This is a genomic window from Bacillus sp. P4_D3 (assembly GCF_056401855.1).
On sequence record NZ_JBFUIN010000035.1, the window covers coordinates 1 to 22,764 of the forward strand.

23 protein-coding genes and 6 tRNA genes are annotated in these 22,764 nt (G+C 36.9%); 3 read left to right on the plus strand and 26 right to left on the minus strand.

Annotated features, from left to right (window positions below):
* Positions 1-21 precede the first annotated feature (21 nt).
* The 7 genes from AC1DTM_RS07895 to AC1DTM_RS07925 form a co-directional block, all read right to left on the minus strand.
* Positions 22-97 (minus strand) — tRNA-Asp (locus AC1DTM_RS07895).
* A gap of 3 nt (positions 98-100) precedes the next feature.
* A tRNA-Met gene (locus tag AC1DTM_RS07900) sits at positions 101-177 on the minus strand.
* Between the two features lie 24 nt (positions 178-201).
* Positions 202-277: transfer RNA gene (locus AC1DTM_RS07905), tRNA-Val, on the minus strand.
* A gap of 4 nt (positions 278-281) precedes the next feature.
* Positions 282-356: transfer RNA gene (locus AC1DTM_RS07910), tRNA-Glu, on the minus strand.
* An 8-nt stretch (positions 357-364) separates the two neighbouring features.
* Positions 365-455 (minus strand) — tRNA-Ser (locus tag AC1DTM_RS07915).
* Between the two features lie 5 nt (positions 456-460).
* Positions 461-535: transfer RNA gene (locus AC1DTM_RS07920), tRNA-Asn, on the minus strand.
* A 114-nt stretch (positions 536-649) separates the two neighbouring features.
* Complete coding sequence (locus tag AC1DTM_RS07925; RefSeq protein ID WP_002159531.1) at positions 650-1,105, minus strand: SprT family protein; 456 nt, start codon at positions 1,103-1,105, stop codon at positions 650-652.
* A gap of 209 nt (positions 1,106-1,314) precedes the next feature.
* Between AC1DTM_RS07925 and cmpA the strand changes: the two genes are divergently transcribed.
* Positions 1,315-1,431 (plus strand): cortex morphogenetic protein CmpA, encoded by a 117-nt coding sequence (gene cmpA, locus AC1DTM_RS07930; RefSeq protein WP_001143642.1) that lies wholly within the window; start codon positions 1,315-1,317, stop codon positions 1,429-1,431.
* 57 nt (positions 1,432-1,488) lie between these two features.
* Here cmpA and AC1DTM_RS07935 read toward each other — a convergent pair whose 3' ends face one another.
* The 6 genes from AC1DTM_RS07935 to acpS form a co-directional block, all read right to left on the minus strand.
* Positions 1,489-3,657: a Tex family protein gene (locus AC1DTM_RS07935; RefSeq protein ID WP_016103364.1), complete on the minus strand. Its 2,169-nt coding sequence runs from the start codon at positions 3,655-3,657 to the stop codon at positions 1,489-1,491.
* 68 nt (positions 3,658-3,725) lie between these two features.
* Positions 3,726-4,076: a type II toxin-antitoxin system endoribonuclease NdoA gene (ndoA, locus tag AC1DTM_RS07940; protein ID WP_000635965.1), complete on the minus strand. Its 351-nt coding sequence runs from the start codon at positions 4,074-4,076 to the stop codon at positions 3,726-3,728.
* Positions 4,077-4,080: 4 nt separating this feature from the next.
* A complete protein-coding gene (locus AC1DTM_RS07945; RefSeq protein ID WP_000004570.1) occupies positions 4,081-4,368 on the minus strand; it encodes an antitoxin EndoAI in 288 nt (95 codons plus the stop codon).
* Positions 4,369-4,680: 312 nt separating this feature from the next.
* A complete protein-coding gene (alr, locus tag AC1DTM_RS07950; protein WP_002159533.1) occupies positions 4,681-5,850 on the minus strand; it encodes an alanine racemase in 1,170 nt (389 codons plus the stop codon).
* A 117-nt stretch (positions 5,851-5,967) separates the two neighbouring features.
* On the minus strand, positions 5,968-6,918 hold the full coding sequence (locus tag AC1DTM_RS07955) for a LolA family protein (RefSeq protein WP_002151402.1): 951 nt from the start codon (positions 6,916-6,918) through the stop codon (positions 5,968-5,970).
* Positions 6,919-7,074: 156 nt separating this feature from the next.
* A complete protein-coding gene (gene acpS, locus AC1DTM_RS07960; RefSeq protein WP_016103363.1) occupies positions 7,075-7,434 on the minus strand; it encodes a holo-ACP synthase in 360 nt (119 codons plus the stop codon).
* Between the two features lie 92 nt (positions 7,435-7,526).
* Here acpS and AC1DTM_RS07965 point away from each other — a divergent pair, with 92 nt between their 5' ends.
* Positions 7,527-8,075, plus strand: coding sequence for a rhomboid family intramembrane serine protease (locus AC1DTM_RS07965; RefSeq protein ID WP_002159535.1), 549 nt, complete (start codon positions 7,527-7,529; stop codon positions 8,073-8,075).
* Between the two features lie 85 nt (positions 8,076-8,160).
* On the opposite strand, the gene uvsE is transcribed toward AC1DTM_RS07965, so the two are convergent.
* The 13 genes from uvsE to AC1DTM_RS08030 all read right to left on the minus strand — a co-directional run bounded on the left by uvsE (position 8,161) and on the right by AC1DTM_RS08030 (position 21,223).
* Positions 8,161-9,123 carry a UV DNA damage repair endonuclease UvsE gene (uvsE, locus tag AC1DTM_RS07970; protein WP_002159536.1) on the minus strand — a complete coding sequence of 321 codons (963 nt, stop codon included), beginning with the start codon at positions 9,121-9,123 and terminating at the stop codon, positions 8,161-8,163.
* 92 nt (positions 9,124-9,215) lie between these two features.
* Positions 9,216-10,823, minus strand: coding sequence for a degradosome RNA helicase CshA (gene cshA / locus AC1DTM_RS07975; RefSeq protein WP_002159537.1), 1,608 nt, complete (start codon positions 10,821-10,823; stop codon positions 9,216-9,218).
* A gap of 304 nt (positions 10,824-11,127) precedes the next feature.
* Positions 11,128-12,504 carry a UDP-N-acetylmuramoyl-tripeptide--D-alanyl-D-alanine ligase gene (locus AC1DTM_RS07980; RefSeq protein ID WP_477000142.1) on the minus strand — a complete coding sequence of 459 codons (1,377 nt, stop codon included), beginning with the start codon at positions 12,502-12,504 and terminating at the stop codon, positions 11,128-11,130.
* Positions 12,505-12,566: 62 nt separating this feature from the next.
* Complete coding sequence (locus AC1DTM_RS07985) at positions 12,567-13,652, minus strand: D-alanine--D-alanine ligase (protein WP_002159539.1); 1,086 nt, start codon at positions 13,650-13,652, stop codon at positions 12,567-12,569.
* A gap of 301 nt (positions 13,653-13,953) precedes the next feature.
* Entirely contained in the window at positions 13,954-15,219 is a 1,266-nt protein-coding gene (locus tag AC1DTM_RS07990; protein WP_016103360.1) for an MDR family MFS transporter, read from the minus strand.
* 105 nt (positions 15,220-15,324) lie between these two features.
* Positions 15,325-16,740, minus strand: coding sequence for an amino acid permease (locus AC1DTM_RS07995; RefSeq protein ID WP_477000143.1), 1,416 nt, complete (start codon positions 16,738-16,740; stop codon positions 15,325-15,327).
* Positions 16,741-16,998: 258 nt separating this feature from the next.
* Positions 16,999-18,171: a homogentisate 1,2-dioxygenase gene (locus AC1DTM_RS08000; RefSeq protein ID WP_016103359.1), complete on the minus strand. Its 1,173-nt coding sequence runs from the start codon at positions 18,169-18,171 to the stop codon at positions 16,999-17,001.
* Positions 18,137-19,093, minus strand: coding sequence for a fumarylacetoacetate hydrolase family protein (locus tag AC1DTM_RS08005; protein WP_002159543.1), 957 nt, complete (start codon positions 19,091-19,093; stop codon positions 18,137-18,139). Before AC1DTM_RS08005 ends, AC1DTM_RS08000 begins: the two co-directional genes overlap by 35 nt.
* A gap of 66 nt (positions 19,094-19,159) precedes the next feature.
* Positions 19,160-20,278, minus strand: a complete 1,119-nt coding sequence (hppD, locus tag AC1DTM_RS08010; protein ID WP_002113414.1) for a 4-hydroxyphenylpyruvate dioxygenase — start codon at positions 20,276-20,278, stop codon at positions 19,160-19,162.
* 372 nt (positions 20,279-20,650) lie between these two features.
* The gene (locus AC1DTM_RS08015; RefSeq protein ID WP_002113412.1) at positions 20,651-20,761 is read right to left on the minus strand and encodes a DUF3948 family protein; all 111 of its coding nucleotides are present in this window, start codon (positions 20,759-20,761) and stop codon (positions 20,651-20,653) included.
* A 43-nt stretch (positions 20,762-20,804) separates the two neighbouring features.
* On the minus strand, positions 20,805-20,924 hold the full coding sequence (locus AC1DTM_RS08020; RefSeq protein ID WP_002074222.1) for a DUF3948 family protein: 120 nt from the start codon (positions 20,922-20,924) through the stop codon (positions 20,805-20,807).
* A gap of 34 nt (positions 20,925-20,958) precedes the next feature.
* Positions 20,959-21,069, minus strand: a complete 111-nt coding sequence (locus AC1DTM_RS08025) for a DUF3948 family protein (protein ID WP_001058532.1) — start codon at positions 21,067-21,069, stop codon at positions 20,959-20,961.
* A 43-nt stretch (positions 21,070-21,112) separates the two neighbouring features.
* Positions 21,113-21,223: a DUF3948 family protein gene (locus tag AC1DTM_RS08030; protein ID WP_001058532.1), complete on the minus strand. Its 111-nt coding sequence runs from the start codon at positions 21,221-21,223 to the stop codon at positions 21,113-21,115.
* Between the two features lie 474 nt (positions 21,224-21,697).
* Between AC1DTM_RS08030 and AC1DTM_RS08035 the strand changes: the two genes are divergently transcribed.
* A complete protein-coding gene (locus tag AC1DTM_RS08035; protein WP_016103356.1) occupies positions 21,698-22,570 on the plus strand; it encodes a Cof-type HAD-IIB family hydrolase in 873 nt (290 codons plus the stop codon).
* Positions 22,571-22,764: the final 194 nt, after the last annotated feature.

Here is a 22,764-nt window from a genome sequence, read left to right on the forward strand (position 1 = left end):
GCCATATAGCAGAAGTTAAAATGGCGGTCCCGACCGGGGTCGAACCGGCGATCTCCTGCGTGACAGGCAGGCATGTTAACCACTACACCACGGGACCATTTGGTTGCGGGGACAGGATTTGAACCTGCGACCTTCGGGTTATGAGCCCGACGAGCTACCGTACTGCTCCACCCCGCGATAATATTATTTATATAATTTATATGGTGGAGGATGACGGGATCGAACCGCCGACCCCCTGCTTGTAAGGCAGGTGCTCTCCCAGCTGAGCTAATCCTCCGAAGTGGTGACCCGTACGGGATTCGAACCCGTGTTACCGCCGTGAAAGGGCGGTGTCTTAACCACTTGACCAACGGGCCAATATATATGGCAGAGAAGAAGGGATTCGAACCCTCGCACCGCGTTMGCGATCTACTCCCTTAGCAGGGGAGCCCCTTGAGCCACTTGGGTACTTCTCTRTATATGGCTCCGCAGGTAGGACTCGAACCTACGACCGATCGGTTAACAGCCGATAGCTCTACCACTGAGCTACTGCGGAATAATAAAGACAATTTGTATCTTATAAAATTTCTCATCGTAAGTCAAGAAGTTTTTTCACAACGTCTTGCGCAAACGGGACATGTTTATAATATACTGGATTGCGTTTTCACTGTCAAGATGTTTTCACTACCAGTTTTAGTTGTCCTTTACACTTTCCACATACATATCTTTGTGTATTTATTTGACGTCTTCTTACATATTGAAATGAACACCCCATACATTCATACATAGAAACTTTCGTTTCCTCCTCACTAATCATTCGTTTGCAAAAACGTGGTGCAGCTACTTTCTTTAATAACTCACGAAAATCTCTATCTCGGTGCTTATACCCTTTTCCTGTGATATGTAAGTGATAATGACAAAGTTCATGTTTAACAATCCCGACTAACTCTTCTTTACCATATATTTCGTAATATCGATAATTCAATTCTATATTATGATTCTTCAATAGATAGCGCCCACCAGTTGTACGTAACCTACTATTAAACATTGCTTTATGTAAAAACGGCATTCCAAAGCATTGTAACGATACCTCTTCCACTAACCGCTGAATTTCTTGCTCATCCATTCTCATTCCTCCTAAACTAAAAAATATTTTTACACTTTTCTCTCTTCTTATACATATAGTAAATAGTACATATACCCATCCTCATTCAAGAAGCGTGATTTCTAAAAATGCAGCATTGCTAGAAATCCACTCACCAACCTCTCATCAAAGTTACCTTAACTAAAAGGAGCTACTTTTTTGAGAGCAGGATTAAACAAGGAGGGATTCCTATGCCCACGTGGCTAAAGAAACAAATGCAACGTGCATATTTTGAGAAAAACCGGTATCAAATCAAGTTACTAAATGAATGCTGGTTTTATTATAGTAAAATACATCAAAGCTCATAATCAATTAAACTTTCCAGTTCATAAAAAAAGAGCAGTTTCATCTGCTCTCTTTTCTTACTATTCAATCGGTAACATTGATAATGCAACACGACCTTTTTTCGTATCAATATCATCTACCCATACCTTTACAATTTGTCCCACGGATACAATATCTAATGGATGCTTTACAAATTGTTTGCTTAGTTTAGAAATATGCACTAAACCATCTTGCTTCACGCCAATATCAACAAAGGCACCGAAATCAACAACATTGCGGATCGTTCCCTCTAATTCCATACCACGCTTTAAATCTTCTAATTTTAAAATCCCCTTTTTCAAAAGTGGCTTTGGCAACTCATCCCTCATATCTCGTTCCGGGCTAATTAAAGCATCCATAATATCAACTAGTGTTGGCTCACCAATCTCCGTCTCTTGAGATAATTTAGAAATATCTACTCCTTCTAAACTCTTTTGCAAGTTTGGTTTCCCCACATCACTCTTCGATAACCCTAAGCTCTTTAATAGCAATTCAACATTTTTATATTGCTCTGGATGAATCCCTGTGCGATCTAACGGATTCGCTCCTTCTAATATACGTAAAAACCCGATACATTGTTCATATGTTTTTGCACCTAAACGCGGGATTTTCTTTAATTCAGTACGCTTCGTGAATTTTCCATCTTCCTCACGCTTAGCTACAATATTTTTCGCAACTGTTTTTGATAACCCCGAAACATATTGCAACAATGCAACTGAAGCTGTATTTACATTAACACCAACTCGGTTAACTGCTGTCTCTACTACAAATGTTAATGATTCATTTAATCTCTTTTGAGATACATCATGTTGATATTGTCCCACCCCAACAGATTTAGGGTCAATTTTCACAAGCTCTGCAAGTGGATCTTGCAGACGTCTCCCAATTGAAACAGCACTTCTTTCTTCAACCTGTAAATTCGGAAACTCCTCGCGAGCTACATCAGATGCTGAGTACACACTAGCACCCGCTTCATTTACAATAATGTAAAATACATCTCGTTCTACATTTTGTAATACATCTACTATAAATTCTTCCGTTTCCCTCGAAGCTGTACCATTTCCAATCGCTATCATTTCAACTTCATATTTATCTATAATTGAAAGGATTTTCGTTTTTGCATCCTCATATTTACGAACAGGCGGATGCGGATAAATAACATCTATGTGAAGAACTTTTCCTGTATCATCTACTACAGCTAATTTACAACCGGTTCTATACGCTGGATCTACCGCTAACACAACTTTCCCTTTCATCGGAGGTTGTAATAATAAATTACGTAAATTCTCAGAGAAAATATGAATCGCTTGTTCTTCGGCCGTTTCCATTAATTCTTTACGAATTTCTCTTTCTATTGAAGGTTGAATTAATCGCTTATATCCATCTTCCATCGCTAATTGTACATAATGTGCACTTTTAGAAGCTTCATCAAGAATCATTTTTTTATGTAAAAACTGAAGGATTTCTTCAATTGGCGTGATAACAGAAACTCTTAATACGTCTTCCTTTTCACCACGATTCATAGCTAGTACACGGTGTGGCACTACTTTTTGCAACGGTTCTTCATAGCCATAATACATTTCATATATATTCTTTTCATCTTTTTCTTTATCTTTTACAGATGAAGACATAATCCCTTGTCGGAAAGTAGTATTGCGAATCCAACTACGATATGCCGCATTATCCGAAACAAGTTCCGCAATAATATCTTGCGCACCTTGCAACGCATCTTCTGCAGACGCCACTTCTTTTTCTGCATTAACAAATTCCATAGCCTTCTCTGCTGGATTTTCTTTTTTATATAACAATAGCCACTCAGCTAACGGTTCTAATCCCTTTTCTTTAGCAATTGTAGCTTTCGTTCTTCTTTTTTCTTTATATGGACGATATAAATCTTCTACTTCCTGAAGTTTTTTTGCAGCAACAATATGACGACGCAACTCTTCGGTTAGTTTACCCTTTTCACCAATAAGACGAAGAACCTCTTCTTTCCTATCTTCTAGTTGCATCATATATTGCCATCTTTCTAAGATTGCACGAATTTGCACCTCATCTAGAGATCCTGTCCATTCTTTTCGGTAACGAGCGATAAATGGAACTGTGTTACCTTCTTCTGTTAATTGAATAACATGACGAACTTGCTTTTCTGTAAAGCCTAATTCTTTCACTAACATCTTCATTAACCCTTGTCGATTATCTACCATTTCCATATCCAACCGTAACCTCCTCTATAATAAAAAAAAGTTGCCCTGTAAAGAGAGCAACTTAAACTGCCGATTTAAAAATCTATTAGTCCTAAACTAATTTGTAACGCTTCATCTACACGACTCATCATCACTTCATCCAAATGAGTGATTTTGTCCGTTAAGCGTTGCTTATCGATTGTTCGAATCTGCTCAAGTAAAATAACAGAATCTCTCTCAAAACCATACTTTTTCGCATCAATTTCCACATGAGTGGGTAATTTCGCTTTTTGAATCTGTGCAGTAATAGCCGCTACAATCACAGTCGGACTAAAACGATTTCCGATGTCATTTTGAATGACAAGAACCGGACGAACGCCTCCTTGCTCAGAACCAACAACTGGGGAAAGGTCTGCAAAATACACGTCGCCGCGTTTTACAATCAAAATATTACCCCCCGCTAACTAAGCGTTCTACTGTATGAGCTGCTTCATACTCTGCTAAGAAAGCTTCAGATGCAATACCAAGATTAATTTTTCCCATTTCAATGTACCCACGTCGCATTGATTCATGTTGGTAGCGTTTCTTCGTCTTATGTTGACGCAATAACAGTTGTGTTGCCTGGCAAATTAGTTCATGGCGATTCTTATTCTCTTGTTTTCCAATTCCGTCCAATTCCGTTACCATTTGCTTTGGCAACCGAACCACGATTTCAGTAGTTACACTTGATTCGGACACAAAAATACACCTCCACCGTCAACTACACACCCAAATATATATATGACACCTATTGTAATAATACCATTGTATGGAGCCTGTTGCAAAGACTTCCTTATTCCCTGCTTATGTTTTCCAATTCATAAACAAAACATTCATCTTCTTTTACTTTTCATCTCTTTCAAACAAGAAATAAAGCAATTCTTCCCGCAACATTTCATTGTAACTTATATTAATAACAATTATAAAAAGAAGCTCCCTAGCAAAAAAGAGCCTATTTTCCATTAGCGAAAATCCCCTAAATGACGAGATACTGAGCGATAATACCTTCTTCTATATATCGTTCAAATAATTGATTACTTCTACAACTTTACCGTTTCGTATAAATATTCTCGGTACACGGAAGCTTATCGTTGCGATAATTTCATAATTAATAGTCCCGGAATATTCAGCGACCTCAGTAGCACTAATATACTCATCACCTTGTCTCCCAATGAGTGTAACTTTCGTACCAAGTGGCACTTCACAAGGAAGATGTATCATGAATTGATCCATTGTTACTCGACCCACAATCGGTACTCTTTCACCATTTACAAGTACTTTAAACCCTTGCAATCTTCTAAGCCAGCCATCTGCATATCCAATTGCAACTGTCGCAATCCATTCTTCAGTTCTCGTTCGGTATGTGACATTATAACTAATTCCATCCCCTTTAATCACTTGCTTAATATGAGCAACTTTCGTATGAAGTGACAACGCCGGTTCCAATTTAAATGGTAAAAAAGGACGTATTTCTACAGATGGGGATAATCCATACATCGCAATACCAACTCGCACCGCATTAAATGTAATCCCTTGAAACCTTAACGTTGCAGCGCTATTGGCTGTATGGACAAATTTAGGATTTACTCCAAATTCTTTCAACCAACTTAACTGCTGCAAGAATGTATTATATTGCTTATCAAAGTAAGAAGTCTCAACCTCATCCGCTGTTGCAAAATGCGTATATACTCCTTCTAACTCTAAAAATGGCGCACCTTCTAAACTCTTTAAGAACCCTTTTAATTCTTTGCGTTCACGTATTCCGATTCTCCCCATACCACTATCAAAATTAATATGGAATTTCATTATTGATGAACCATCCCAGAGCTTTATCGCTTCTTCCACCCATTCTTTTTGAAAAACAGTTAATGCTACATCATTTTCAGCAGCTACATTTACATCACGGGGCGGGGAAGGACCTAATACTAAAATTGGTGCAGTAATACCAGCCCTCCGAAGCACTAAAGCTTCATCTAAAAAAGCAACTGCTAATCTTGTCGCTCCTGCTTCTAATGCAGTTTTAGCCACCGGTACATAATCGTGCCCATATGCATTCGCTTTAACTACAGCAAAAATCTCTACATCACTTGGAATGAACTCTTTAATATGCGTAACATTGTTGTAAATCGCATCTAAATCCACTTCCACCCAGGTGTCACGGTAAAACGGTGCGTCTTCCATAAATACACTTCCTTATACACGATATGCGAAGCTTATTCTTTTATATGCTTCTTTTATGAAATCCACCTTCAAACTAAGAAAAGACGCGGTGCACATATATCACCACGTCTAAGATGTTTACTTCACTTGCTTCGCTGTAACCGAACGAGCAACCATCAACAACTCATTCGGCTCTAAACCTTTAGACACGAGCATATATTCTACTCCGTTATGCGACCACGTTACAGAGTCTTTCGTCAATGCACCAATCGTGAAACCAAGATCAACCGGCTCTCCACTTACACTTACCGCCGATGAGGCCTCTGCAACTTTTGCCTTTTCTTGTATTAAAGTAAAGGATTTCTTACTTCCAGTGTATGTGAGTATTGCACGCTTGCCACTGTCTGTCTTCAACTCTTCTTCCTCTTTCAAAGTCATGCCTTGCGGCGTATCACGCGGATACAAAATAGCAAACGGTTTGTCTTCTTTCGCTGCCGTCTGAACATCCACTTGTGCTCTAGACATATTTTGTTTCGTATCAAATGCACCTTTATCAAACTTTGCATCAAACTTTACTTTAGTGAAATCTACTTTTACAAGGACATTTTGGTCATTATCCATCAGCTTCACAGAAACTGGTGTTAAATCACTTTTATTCAGCTTAATTTCTTGTTTCGGCAACATATTTTGATGTTGATAATTTGTTTTTGTTTTAAATACATAATACTTATCTGTTTTCTCGAAAGAGAGATTTTTCTTATCTTGCAAAATATCTCTTACAAGTGATTCATATAAATAAGCCTGGCTACTATTTTGCGGCCAATCACTTTGAAAACGGAAACTCTTATTAAGCGCCGGTGTTAATACAAATACACCTTCATCATTTCTTAAAATAATTTGACTCTGATCCTTTTTCGCATTCTGCAAATTCACACGATAATACGAAGGTTCTTTATGCCAAATTTCGACATTGTACTCCTGAGGCTCATTTCCTGTTTTAATAGATAATTTCGCTTCAGCTTGATAACTCTTCATACTTTTAACTTTCGCTTCTAAATCTCTCACAACATCTTCCTGTTTCTTTTCCATACAACCCGCCAACACAAAAACGGTCAACAAACCGACAAGAACTAAAAACAGACGCCTTTTCATCACTTCAGCCCCTTTGCCCCTATAAATGAATGGAAGATATGCCTTCCTTATCGCTACCTCAAATATATGAGACAAAGATATAAAATATGCAGACTAGCGTGACGAGCTTTCCAAAACAACTTGAGCAACGGCAAATTCTTTACTATGACTAATTGATAAATGAACAATATGCTCTGTATTTGTAATGATAATCGGCTTACCTCTATCATCATTCCTTACTTCAATATCTAAAAAACTCACTTCTTTCCCGATACCGGTCCCTACCGCTTTAGAATACGCCTCTTTTGCTGCAAATCTTCCAGCTACGAATTCTGTAAGGCGACTTCCTTTCAGCCTCTCGGCAACACCACGTTCTCTTTCAGTTAAAATACGTTCCATAAATTTAAGCTTTCCATCTAGCATTTTTTCAATTCGATTTAACTCAATAATATCGATTCCAATCCCTACAATCATTTCAAAATCCCCTTCTTCTATTTAGCTTTCTTCATTCATATTGTAAGAATAACAGAGAATCTTTCTGATGCAAAAGGAGTGATACTAACAACATGCTAATACCATCCACTCGCATTTCCTTACAACCGATTATCATCTCTTTACTTCTTATACAATTAGTCATGATTATATTGAGCGACTTTTCCCTCTTTCACCTGGCAGCCTACAATGAATATATCGCTAAAGGAGAATGGTGGCGTGTCATAACTTCCTTACTTGTACACGTAGACTTACAACATTTTCTTTCTAATAGTATTTGTTTATTTGTACTTGGTTCTTCTATTGAAAAACAACTAGGACACTTTTCTTTCATCATTATTTTTTTCCTTTCTGGCATTCTCGGGAATATTTCTTCTTATATTATTATGCCTTTTGAATATATTCACGCCGGAGCATCTGGTGGTATTTTCGGATTACTAGGCGCCCAATTATTTTTATTGTATAGTCGATATCGTTCTTCAAAACCAAGAGACATCGCTATTTTTTCAATAATGATACTTATATTACTACTATTTACTTTCTTTAATCCCTCTGCCAATCCTATAAGCCATTTAACAGGACTGATCATCGGCGGCATGTGCACCCCTTTTTTAATAAAGTGAAACTTTAATCAGTGGGGGGGTTGTCCATCCCCCACTGATTATTAGCCCGCACCAATCGGACAAAAAAAAACCGATGGCGCAGAGCTTATTTAATATAAAAGCTCGCACCATCGACAATTTCCACATCTGTTTGTTTACTTAACTCTCTCATTAGTTGAAATAAAGACTCATCCTTTTTCTTCGCCTCAATCATACAATCAATTTGCGGAACACTCCCCTTTATCTTTTTCAAAAAAGATAAGAAGGTATCTACATCAATAAAATCCGCATGTGCTCTTGGATCTTTTCCATCTCTAGGACTAGAGATGTGCATTTTAACTGGTAATAAAGACGATTCCCACGTATGTACAACACGTGCCCAATCTTCATGCCAATCTTCCTGGTCATTATTCATCATATGATGGTGCAAGTCAAACACGACTGGAATGTCTAATTTCTCACCTAAATACAATGTTTCTTCTAAAGAAAAGGTCGTGTCATCATTTTCTAATATAATCATCTCTTGAATACCTCTTGGAACAGTTGACCAATTTTCTATAAAGCGTTCTAATGCGAGCTCCTTATCTTTATAACCTCCTCCCACATGTAATACACATCGTTGCTTATGTTCCATTCCCATACCCTTTAACAATTTTTTGTGCATCTGCAATGTCTTTACAGATTGTTTAAAAATACTCTCCTCAGGTGAATTTAGTACAACAAAATGATCTGGATGGAAGTCAATTCGCATATTCATACGAATTGCATATTCACCTAATTCTTTCAGATTTTCTTTTAAAGGACGAATATAGTTCCAATCTAACAACTCCTCATGATTCGCTAAAGGAATGAGCTTGGAACTAAGTCGAAAGAAAGATATATCATGTCCTTTATTATGCTTTAATAATCGTAAGCAATTTTCCAAATTCGAATTAGCGATTCTTTCGAGTTTACGAATCGCAGCCTCTCGATCATCAATCCGCTGAAACTGTGCATATGTCATCGTTTGAGATGGAGATGCATTCTTCAAATGCACACTCATCGCAACATACCCAAGTCTTACAAGCATATAGCACCTCATTTCTATACGAGTTATTATGTAGTATGCACAATTACAGAAATAAAAAAAGAGAATGCCAGCAAAGGGCATTCTCTTTTTTATTAAGCTTGTGGACGGCTATGATGTTTTCTTTCGCCGCGTCCATTTGAAGATCCAGGGCGACCTTCACCTTTACGACCACGGTTACCATCACGGCTACCACTACCACCATCACGATTGCGATCACGGTTACGACCATCGCCACTTCCGCTTCCACGTCCATCACGATTACGATCACGGTTACGACCATCGCCACTTCCGCTTCCACGTCCATCACGACTACGATTACGGTTACCATCACGGTATCCACTTCCGTTACCACCGCGTTTTTTAGAACCGCCACCTCTTGAAACAACTGGTGGTTCTGATGTTAAAGCGATTGGAGTTGTATCCGGCTCTTTTGTCATCATTTTTAAAGCAGCAGCTACTACTGTTACAGAATCATTCTCTTCTAACATTTCTTCTGCAATACGCTTGTAGTATGATAAGTTTTCATTTTGGATTGTGCTTTGAAGTTTTTCAGCGATTAAACGTTGTTGACCTTCTAATGCCTCGTCAAGTGTCGGTGCTTCCATACGATCAACCTTACGTTTTGTTGTACGCTCGATATTTTTTAATTGTCCTGATTCACGTGGTGTTACAAATAACATTGCAATACCTTTTTTACCTGCACGGCCAGTACGACCGATACGGTGAACGTATGATTCTGGATCTTGTGGGATATCGAAGTTGTATACGTGTGTTACGCCTGAAATATCAAGACCACGTGCAGCAACGTCTGTTGCAACAAGAACTTCAATAGCACCTTCTTTAAATTTACGTAATACAGACATACGTTTCGCTTGTGTTAAGTCACCATGAATACCTTCTGCTGCATAACCACGTAAGTTTAATGCTTCTGATAATTCATCAACACGACGCTTTGTACGACCGAATATGATTGCAAGCTCTGGAGATTGAATATCTAGTAAGCGTGTTAACACGTCAAACTTATTCTTTTCTTGCACTTCTAAATAGAACTGCTGAATGTTTGGCATTGTTACTTCTTTTGCTTTTACTTTAATGTGTTGAGGCTCAGTCATGAAACGCTCAGCAATACGACGGATTGGATCTGGCATTGTCGCTGAGAATAATAATGTTTGATGTGTTTCTGGCACATCTGTTAAAATCGCTTCAATATCTTCAATGAAGCCCATGTTTAACATTTCATCCGCTTCGTCAAGAACAACAGTCTCTACGTTTTGTAAGCGAAGTGTTTTACGGTTAATATGATCTAAAATACGACCCGGCGTACCAACAATAATGTGTGGGTGTTTTTTTAGAGCACGAATTTGGCGGTTAATATCTTGACCACCATAAATTGGTAGAATACGAACACGTTTATGTTTACCAAGTTTGTATAGCTCTTCTCCAACTTGAATTGCTAATTCGCGCGTTGGCGCGATAACAATACCTTGAACTGCTTCTTTATTTGTATTCACTTTATCTAATAGTGGTAATCCGAATGCTGCTGTTTTCCCTGTACCTGTTTGCGCTTGCCCAATAATATCCTTACCTTGCAATGCATATGGAATTGTTTCAGCTTGAATCGGCGTAGCCTCTTCAAAGCCCATACTTTCAACAGATTGTAGTAAAGACTCACTTAATCCTAATTCTCGAAATGTTGTCAATGTTACTTCTCCTTTTCTATCCTATACTTATCATTTAAAAAAAGGCGTTTTCCGAACTTGCGGAAAAGCCCTTTTCCTGAATACTGACGTATAACCGGGCGTATATTCTTCACGAAAATACTTCTAAACGTTATTACACTTTATCAATTATAAGTTTTGTAGGTGTAAAAAGCAAACCCCAACTGTTACCTTATTTCATATTCAGAGCTTTTTTCTTTACTTTTATTTTTTTATCATTTACTGTAAGCGCTTATTATAAGTTTCCACTATTTTCGTGGCTATCATCCCTATTTATATACACCAATTATTTCAACATCGTAATTACTTCTTCTAATTTCATACCGCGAGACGCTTTTACTAGCACAACATCTTTTGCATCAACTACTGCTTGCAACTCTTTTATTAACTCTTCTTTACTATCATACGCTTTTACACGGTCTTTAGGGAAATTAATTTTTGCACCTTCAGCAATTTCAGCCCCTAATCTACCATATGTGAATACATATGAGATCTTTGCTGGATCAATTAATTTACCTACTTCATAATGAAATTGCACTTCTTGATTTCCAAGTTCTAACATATCACCAAGTACAACAATTTTTTTAGCAAATCCATCTAAACCATTCATTAGGTGGAACGCAGCTTCCATAGCTGTTGGACTAGCATTATAAGCATCATTGATAATTGTTAAACCACTATCTTTTTTTACAATTTCCATACGCATACCTGTCATTTGAAGTGTTACTAAACCTTTTTTCATTTCTTCCCACGTTACACCAAAATTTTTTGCAATTGCCATTGAAGCAAGCGTATTATATACATTATGCTTTCCTAGTACTGGCAGATAGAATGACAAAGTTTCATCTCTATTCATCTTAAAGTGTGTCCCAGTCGCCTGTAATGTTACAGTAGTTGGATAATAATCATTTGCTCTCGCATCACCAAATGTAACTGTTTCAGCTGCTAAATTCATTTCCGGAACACGATTTGTTAATAGCGGCTCATCCCCATTATATACGAAAACTCCACCTTCTTGTAAACCTGTAACAATTTCTAACTTCGCTTCAGCAATTGCCTCACGAGAGCCTAAATCCATTAAGTGTGCCTCACCAATGTTCGTGATAATAGCTGCATTAGGACGAGCTAACTTAGATAGAAATTCAATTTCACCTCGGCTTGACATGCCCATTTCTAATACAGCTACTTCCGTATTTTCCTCTAAATTTAAAATAGTAAGAGGTAAGCCGATATGGTTGTTGAAATTACCTTCTGTTTTTTGAACTTTAAATTTAGTCGCAAGAATACTTGTTACAATATCTTTCGTAGATGTTTTACCATTACTACCCGTTACACCAACAACTTTTACATCCAATTGATCACGATAGTTTTTCGCTAACATTTGCAATGCTGCTAGTGTATCTTCTACAAAAATAACTGGAAGATTTTCAGGTGGGTTTTCTACATCTTTCATCCACAATGTAGCAATCGCCCCGTTTTCAACAGCTTTATCTACAAAAGCATGTCCATCGAAACGTTCACCTTGAATCGGAACATATAAGTTTCCTTTTTCAATCTTTCTCGTATCAATAGATGCTCCTTGTATAGTAATTCCCTCATATTTCTCTGCTAATCCAGTACCATCTACCATTTTCTCTACTTGTTTTAACGTTCGCTTAATCATAAAAAAACACTCCTTACATAGAGGAAGCACTATTCCTTCGAATAGTGCTTCCTCCTTTTTTGTTAGATTGTATATTTAATTTTTTGTTTTTCTTCGTGACGTTCAATCGCTAAACGAATCAACTCTTCAATTAATTCTGGATACGGTAACCCTGTATGTTGCCATAATAGCGGGAACATACTAAACGGCGTGAATCCTGGCATTGTGTTTACTTCGTTAATATATAGTTCTCCATCTTTCGTTAAGAAGAAATCAGCTCGTGTTAAGCCAGAACCATCTAATGATTGGAATGCAATAATTGCATCTCGCTTAATTACATTAGACTCTTCTTCTGTCATTTCAGCTGGAATAATTAACGCTGTATCACCATCGATGTATTTCGATTTGTAATCATAAAAATCTTTTTTCGGTACAATTTCACCTACAACAGAACATTTCGGCTCATCATTACCTAATACACCAACTTCTACTTCACGACCTACAATATTTTCTTCTACAATAATTTTACGGTCAAATTGGAATGCCTCTTCGAATGCATTCTCAAGCTCTTCACGATCGTTACACTTATTAATACCAACACTTGAACCAAGGTTTGCTGGTTTTACGAAGCAAGGATATCCTAATACTTCTTCTACTTTTTCATACGCTATTTCACTATCTTTTTCCCATGCGCTACGAATGAAAGATGCATATTTCGCTTGTTTCAATCCAGCTTCTGCAAAGATATTTTTCATAACGACTTTATCCATACCAGCAGCTGATGCTAATACACCGTTACCTACATAAGGAATGTTCATTAATTCTAATAATCCTTGAACCGTTCCATCTTCACCGTTTGGCCCATGTAGTAATGGAAAAATAACGTCAATCGCATCTTCTTGAGAAGTTGCAGACGGAATAATTTCTGTGCTTAATGATAACGGGGAAATCGCATTTTCTGCACCGCTCATTTTTAAAGTTTCAACATCTGTTACTTCACCTTCAATACGCTCACCGCGTACCCATTGACCTTGTTCTGTAATATAAATTGGATGAATCTCGAATTTATCTTGATTTAATGCTTTAATAGCAGCAAGAGCCGTTTGTAACGAAACTTGATGCTCAGCTGATTTTCCACCGTATAATAAACCTAATTTAATTTTTGTCACTGAAATCACCCTAACCAATTGTTTTCATTTTTCTATTTTAGCACTTTTTATAAAAATAGGTAGTTCCTATTTGAAATAAAATGTAACTTCCATAAATAATTAAAAGACACCACTTATTGGTTTTCTACACTTTTCCTCTTTAATTTTCTACACACCCAAACATAATTAAACTTTAAAGTAAGATTGCTATCTAATCTGGTTATGTACCTAAAATATGTAGAAATCCACTTTTTGTGTATGTCATCTATATTATCCTACCATTTATGGAGAATGAAAAAACACTGATTAAAGTTTCATTTTATTAAGAAGACTGTTTTGTAAGCGTATCTTTTTGCCTCTGCTCAACAAGACGATCTAAAGAAACATATACAAAGCCTGCAACTACACATCCCACACCTAAAATTGTAAATAAGAAGTGACCAAGCAAACGATCCAATAGAAAACCACCAAGAAGTGGACCAAATGCCCCCCCTGTGATCCACTGCAAACTGGCCGCTCCCATATATGTTCCTCTCAAATGCTCAGGGGCCAAATTCGCTACAAACGTCATCTGTACAGGTGACATAATCATCTCACCTAACGTGTATATTGCATAAACGAACAGTAACGTTATTAAAATAATTGTAGCATTTGTATCTAATCCTCCAAACCACTTCGGTAACCACCCTATAAAAAACAAACCAATTCCGAACAAACACGCACCGTATAACATCGTCTTTCCGACAGGTTTATCTGCCGCCCATTTTGAAATTTGAAATTGAAATAAAACAACTAATAGTCCATTTAGCGCCATTAAATATGGATATGGATTATTAATGCCCTTCATTTCGTTATCAAAGTGCAGCGGCAACATGCCTTCTGTTTGAGAAAATCCCATAGAAATAATGATTCCCGCTAGCAAATAAATCATTAACGCCTTATCTCTCATTAAAATTTTCCAAACCGCACCTGATTTCCTCTCTTCATTCTCTTCTTTTTTATCTGCGGCTTTTGGCATTGTCTCCTGAATAAAAATTAATACAAGTAATGCATAAAATAGCATTGTCGACGAAGCGATAATAAAAACAAGGTTCTTCGATAAAACAACTACTGATACTCCCATTATCGGCCCAATTGCAGCACCAATATTGTGTCCCATTCGCAATAAACCATATGCCTCTGTTCTTTTTTCTGGCGCCGTCACATCTGCAACCATCGCTGATGCCGCTGGATGAAATAGAGAATTACTTAACCCTAAAAAAATAGATAAAATAGCATATGGGATAAACCCTTCTATAAATAAAAAACCGAGCATTAGTAATGCATTACTCGCCATCGAAAATATCATAATTGGCTTTCTTCCATATATATCAGCTATTCTTCCGCCTATAAGTGAGCCAAAGCTTGCAGCAATTGGAGAAAGCGCCATAATAATTCCAACTTGTAATAAAGAATCTACCTTATCTTTTAAATATAGTGCAAAAAAAGGCATTAACATCATCATCGCAATTCCGTTCAATGTCTCACCGATAAATCGAATCCATACGTTACGATCCATCGCCCTTAACTCACGCCATGTATTTTTCATACTTCCCCCCCTTAATTAACCAACAATTATCTTATAACAAATTCAGAAAAATGTAAATTTTCAAAACAAAATCCATTCTAACAGAATTAGAATGGATTTTTCCACTTATAAATTTGCTACATCTTCTTCTTTTTTACTATTACTTAAAGCACTATGTTTTCGGCTATATAAAAAGTAAACTGCTATACCAATAACCATCCATACCCCAAAACTAATCCACGCTGTTCCGGATAACTGAAGCATTAAGTATAAACAAAAAATTACCGTTAACGCTGGTAAAAATGGTACAAGAGGCGCCTTAAATGCCCTTGGTAAGTCAGGATGAGTTCTTCTCAGGACAATAACCGCAACTGCTACAAGTGCAAAGGCTGACAATGTCCCCATATTTACAAGGTGTGCTAAAACATTTAAATCAATTAGCCCTGAAATAAGTGCTGCAATAATCCCAGTTGTCCATGTATTTAAAAATGGTGTTTTAAATTTCGGATGAACTTTAGCAAGACGCTTCGGCAAAAGCCCATCTCGGCTCATCGCATACGAAACACGAACTTGCCCATACATCATAACTAGCATTACAGTTGTAATCCCTGTAATTGCTCCTACCGAAATTAMTCCCGCTAAACTATCTTGTCCAATAAATTGAAGTGCAAAGGCAACTGGATCTGATATATTTAGCTGTCCGTATGGAACAATTCCTGTCAAAATAAGTGAAACAACGATATAAAGAACAGTACAAATTAATAACGATGCGATAATGCCGATTGGTAAATCACGTTGCGGACGTTTCACTTCTTCTGCAGCTGTTGAAACTGCATCAAATCCTATGAATGCGAAGAATACTGTAGCAGCTCCAGCCATTACACCATCTAAACCAAATGGCATAAAAGGCGTCCAATTTTCAGGTTTCACATAATTAAAACCAGCAAAGATAAAGATAAGAACAACCGCTATTTTAATAAATACCATGATATTATTTATTCGTGCACTTTCACGAACACCTCTAGATAAAAGAGCTGTCATAACTAGAATAATTAGAACTGCAGGTAGATCAATTATTCCACCCTTTCCTGTACCAGGAGCCGAGGAGAGAATGGTCGGAATATGAATCCCAAATCCCTTTAATAACGATTGAAAATACGCTGACCATCCATTGGCTACAGCAGATGTAGCTAATAAATACTCGAGCATTAAATCCCATCCAATTAAGAATGCAAATACTTCTCCCATCGTCGCATACGTGTACGTGTACACACTCCCTGAGACAGGAACTGAAGAAGCAAATTCAGCGTAACAAAATGCAGCAAAGGCACAAGCTAATGCAGCTATAGCAAATGATAATATAATAGCTGGTCCAGAATGTTTCGCTGCTACAACGCCAGTAAGAACAAAAATACCAGTTCCAACAATTGCTCCGATTCCAAGCATTGTTAAATCAAGTGCCCCTAACGTTCTCGATAATGTCTTTTGTTTACTTTCTTGCAGTAACGTCGAAATCGGCTTCTTTTGAAAAATTTGCTTCATACTGTGCTCCTCCATGATTTTAGTTGTCTGAAAATTTAATTTACTTTTTTCATTTTACCCACAGCATGTTCTTTAGTCAATACTTTTGTCGGAATAAACAGAAAATTATCGAGATACGCGCTATACCCTTATCATTCTTTCTATAAAAAGATTCACACAATCATATCTATATATCTTTTCATAACTGTTTTTGGTATTATTATACATGTCGATTCCACAAAAGAGGCATGCTCCTTTATTGAGCATGCCTCTTTTTACTTATTTCACAGTATATGAACCCTCTTCAATCCAGCTATACATATACTTTTCATCTTCCGTCTCATGTGCTTGTTTTACAATACGAAGCGGACGGAATGTATCTATCATAACAGCCAATTCAAGTGTTTCTTTCTTCCCTATACTCGCTTCTGTTTTTCCAGGATGCGGCCCATGTGGAATCCCGCTCGGATGAAGCGTAATAGAACCTTCTTCCACACCTTTTCGGCTCATAAAGTTACCTTCTACATAGTAAAGTACCTCATCACTATTCACATTACTATGATAATATGGTGCCGGAATTGATTCTGGATGATAATCATATAAGCGTGGTACGAAAGAGCAAATAACAAAATTATGACCTTCGAATGTTTGATGTACTGGTGGTGGCTGATGAATACGACCTGTAATTGGTTCAAAATCCTCAACATTAAATACCCATGGATATAAATAGCCATCCCAGCCAACAACATCTAACGGATGGTGCCCTAAAACATGCTTATGCATATAACCCCTCGACTTTGTCATTACGACAAACTCACCTTTTTCATCATATGTCTCCAATTTCTCCGGACCACGAATATCTCTTTCACAAAACGGACTATGCTCTAACAGTTGCCCATACTCATTGCGATAGCGACTTGGTGTTGTAATTTGGCTATTTGCCTCTACAACAAGAAACTTAGTCTCTCCCTCATCTGGAATAACACGATAAATCGTTCCAATTGGAATCGTTACATAATCACCTTTTCTATAGTGAATCGTTCCAAACATCGTCTCAATTTTTCCTGTTCCATAATGAACGAATAACATTTCATCGCCATCACCATTACGATAGAAATAATCCATTTTTTCTGCCGGACTCACTACTCCAATTAACAAATCTTCATTTCCAAGTATGAAGGTTCTTCCACTTACTGCATCACCATTTTTCTTATTTTCTTTCGTGCGAAAGTGACGATGAGCAAGAAGGGCATCCTCTTCATACTGTAACTGACAAGAATGCGATAATGCCGCATGACCTACTTCCGTTGGCATATAATGATGATACAAAATAGACTGCGTACCAGAAAAACCTTTTGTTCCCATTACCTGTTCACGATAAAGCGATCCATCCTTTTTACGGAATTGTACATGTCGTTTATGAGGTAGCTCCCCCATGTGACGATAATACATGCCCATCACCTGCTTCCATCTCTTTTTTGACCGTATTACGTAATGTACCTAAACCAGTAATCGTAAGTTCTACAACATCTCCATCTTGCAGCCACTCTTCCGTACCAAGCTCCAAAATACAGCCTGTTCCTACTGTTCCAGACCCGATAACATCCCCTGGATATAACGTAACATCTTCCGAAGCACGTTCAATCATTTCAGAGAATGCATAATAAATATCTTGGAAATTCCCTTTTGATAACAGTTGCCCATTTACATGAGCAGTCATCTCTAAATCATAACGATCACCGTTACGATAAACGTCTAATTCCTCTTTCGTAACGAGATACGCTCCTAATGAAGTTGCAAAGTCTTTCCCTTTCGCTGGGCCAAGCCCTACTTTCATTTCTGTTGCTTGTAAGTCCCTTGCACTCCAGTCGTTCATAATACAGTACCCAAAAATATATTCCTCTGCTTGCTCACGAGAAATGTTTCGTCCTTCTTTCCCAATTACGCAAGCAATCTCTAACTCATAATCAAGTTTTTTAGACTTCTTCGGACCAATAACAAAATCATCTGGTCCAATAACAGCACGGTGGTTAGTAAAATAAAAAACCGGGATATCATACCATTCAGGTACAACATCTAACCCTCTTCTTCCGCGGGCTGTTTTTACATGCTGTTCAAATGCATAAAAATCTCGAATGCTACTCGGATTAGGAATTGCCGCTGCTAATTGAACTTCATCTAAGGAATATATACCCTTTTCAGGATGCTTAATATTACGCAATACTTCTACATACTCATCTGCTTTCTCTAAAAAGGCGAACATAGAAGAAGGTATTTGTCCATCACTCGCAAGATTCATATCAATTACTTTGTCACCTTCAAGCCATCCAGCCCGCATTTCTTTCGAGGGGAGACGAAATGTAACAAATTTCATCATGATTCCTCCCTATGAAAATGAAATTTCCACCAACAAAGGAACTCTTGCTGGTGGATACAAATTTTATAAATTTCCGCGACGCTCTTGTTCTCTTTCAATTGATTCGAATAACGCTTTAAAGTTCCCTTCGCCAAATCCACGAGAACCTTTACGTTGGATGATTTCAATAAATAGAGTTGGACGATCTACAATTGGTTTCGTAAAGATTTGTAATAAATAACCTTCTTCGTCACGGTCTACTAGAATCTTCAATTCTTTTAATTTATCAATTTCTTCATCAATTTTCCCCACTCGTGCAGTTAACTCATCGTAATACGTATCTGGCGTATCTAAAAACTCAACACCATTCGCACGAAGTACTTCAATTGTTTTTACAATGTCACTTGTTAATAAAGCAAGATGCTGTACACCCGCTCCGTTATAGAACTCTAGATATTCTTGAATTTGCGACTTTCTTTTTCCATCTGCTGGTTCATTAATTGGAAACTTAATACGGCTTCCATTCGTCATAACTTTTGACATTAATGCCGAATACTCTGTGCTAATATCGTCATCATCAAAGTGAATCATTTGTTTAAATCCCATGACGTTCTCATAATAACTAACCCATTCTTCCATTTTCTCAACGTTACCAACGACATGGTCTACAGCAATTAAACCGGATTCTTCAAATGGAATATTGAACTCTACCTTTTGAAATCCTGGCATGAATGTTCCTTTATAATTTTTACGCTCTACAAGCGTATGAATTGTATCACCATACGTACCAATAACCGCTTTCTTCAAGGTACCTTCCTCATCTGTTAACTCTTCAGGAGGAGCAATCGCAACAGCGCCACGCTTCACCGCTTCAGAGTAAGCTTTATCAACGTCATCAACAAGTAAAGCCACATCTTTCACTCCATCACCATGAGTCTTTACAAACTCTGCAATACGGCCATCGCTACTTAAAGCTCCAGACACAACAAAACGCATATTCTTTTGCACAAGAACATAAGATACCTTTTCACGGTTTCCTGTTTCTAATCCAGAATAAGCTACAATTTTGAATCCAAACGCTCTTGCAAGATAATAACTTGATTGCTTTGCATTTCCTACGTAAAATTCTATATGATCTACATCACGTACCGGGAAAAAATCCTCCATTTGTGCAGCTAGCGTATCCATAGATTTTTGTTTCATAAATTCCTCATCCCCCTGTAAATAGATTAAATGGTTCATAATTAAACCTAACCGAAAACGCTTCCAATGTTCGTTAATAGAAATTAGTTAGCAAGCTAACAAATTATGACCTTTAAAATTTTCTATCTTTTCTGTCAAATTCCTCTTTTTTTCTTACATATAAAATTCGACCTTTTTCTCTTTAAAATACAGTGAAACTTTAATCAGCGGGCTTTTACGGGATAAGGGGATAACATTAATACTTGAGGGGATATATGAGAGGAAAACAAAAAAGACCCCAACATATTAACTATTTACTAATATGCTAGAGTCTTTATTTTTTTAGAATAATGGTACGTACGGTATATAAAAACTTATTGTTATCCATATTCATCATACTAATACATTTGTAAGGAATATAATAAACGCTGTCAATACAGCCGCTCCACCTGCTGATACTAAAATATCCATTTTTGTTACTTGTAATACTTGTTCCTTGTTCATATTCCTCATTCTCCCTTCTTTTGTTTTTGTTACAAAATTTCTATTATACTAATACGCTTGAAAGAAATACGATTAATGCTGTTAATACTACTGCTCCGCTTGCTGATCCTAAGAAGTCGCCTTTTGTTACGTTTAATACTTGCTCGTTGTTCATAATTTTCATTCTCCCTTCTCTTATTTTTGTTACAAAACTTCTATTATACTAATACGCTTGAAAGAAATACGATTAATGCTGTTAATACTACYGCTCCGCTTGCTGATCCTAAGAAGTCACCTTTTGTTACGTTTAATACTTGCTCGTTGTTCATAATTTTCATTCTCCCTTCTCTTATTTTTGTTACAAAGCTTCTATTATACTAATACGCTTGAAAGAAATACGATTAATGCTGTTAATACTACTGCTCCGCTTGCTGATCCTAAGAAGTCACCTTTTGTTACGTTTAATACTTGCTCGTTGTTCATATCATTCATTCTCCTTTTTATAAGTTATCTATATGTAATTTCTAAGAAATGATTAGTTCATAGTTTTCATATTAACGTTACATTGAAATTAATTACGTAACGTTTGTAACATTAATGTAACATAAGTATTATTACGTTGCAATATAATTACGTAAATTTTATTACACTTTTTTTACGTTTTTTTAAATAAACACTCAAAAACCTTGTTTTAATGCGTTTTCTACTACAATCATGTTCGTAACACTAGTGTAACATTACGGTCATAAAGCGAAATATAATATTATTCATCTCTATTTTGTTACAAAACAAAGTGAAACTTTAATCAGCAAGGGTTCCATTCCCTACTGATTATTCCCCCTCACCAATCGAGCTTTTACTGGCAAATTAATGCGGGATAAAATACTATCTTTCCAAGATAAGTTTATATGTTTCCTCTATATAACTATGTATAATGGAAACAAAGAGGTGGTCATTTTGAAATTAATCGCACTAGATATGGATGGTACACTACTATCATCTAATCTTGAAATCTCCAAAGAGAACTTACAAGCTATCCAAACCGCAAAAGAAGCTGGTCATATTGTAATGATTTGTTCTGGCCGTGCGAAAGAGGATGCTTTGAAATTATTGGAAGAATATAAACTATCTCTTCCAGTTGGAGCAAGCAATGGGGCAATTGTTTATGTGGACGGAAAAGTAATTAACTCGCGTTGTTTACAAAATGATAAAGTATACAAGCTTGCAAAATTACTAGAATCTGAGGGTTTCCCATATAAGTTGTACACAAATAAAGGGGTTTATTCTCCTTATACATGGCAATGTCAAGTCATGCAGGCATTCGAAGAAAATAAACATACACTAGATGTTACACTTGAGGAACTGGAAAGAATTACAGAAAAACAAAAGAAATCTAACTTAATTACTGATTTCCAAAAAATAGAGGATGTCGTAAATAATCCAGAATTAGAAATATCTAAATTCTTCATTTTAACATTTAATGCTGCTCATCGTTCACAGCTATTACAAACTTTACAAGAAGATACGGACATTTCAGTTACGGCATCAGCTCCTACTAATGTAGAAATTATGGATAAGCATGGTCATAAAGGCAATGGTTTGCAAGAAATGGCAGCTTATTTCAATATACCAATTGAAGATACTGTTGCAATCGGCGATAACTTTAATGACGTGCCAATGTTACAAGTTGCTGGTTTATCTATAGCAATGGGAAATGCCGAAGAAGATGTAAAAAAACTATGTGACGTTGTAACATTAACAAACAACGAACATGGTGTTGCTCATGCAATCGAGCAATTTGTATTGAAACAAACCTCATCTAGTAAATAAAAAAAGGACTCTTTCATTTTTTGAATGATATTATCCCCTTTAAGTAGACAGTGTAAAAAGACCATGCACATACATGGATGTTACACTATTACTTGGAGGGGATTTTTCATGACTAAAAAAGGTTCAATATTTATTACATATTCAGAAGAATTAAAGTTAGCGGCTGTTCAAAGTTATTTAAACGGAGAAGGAAG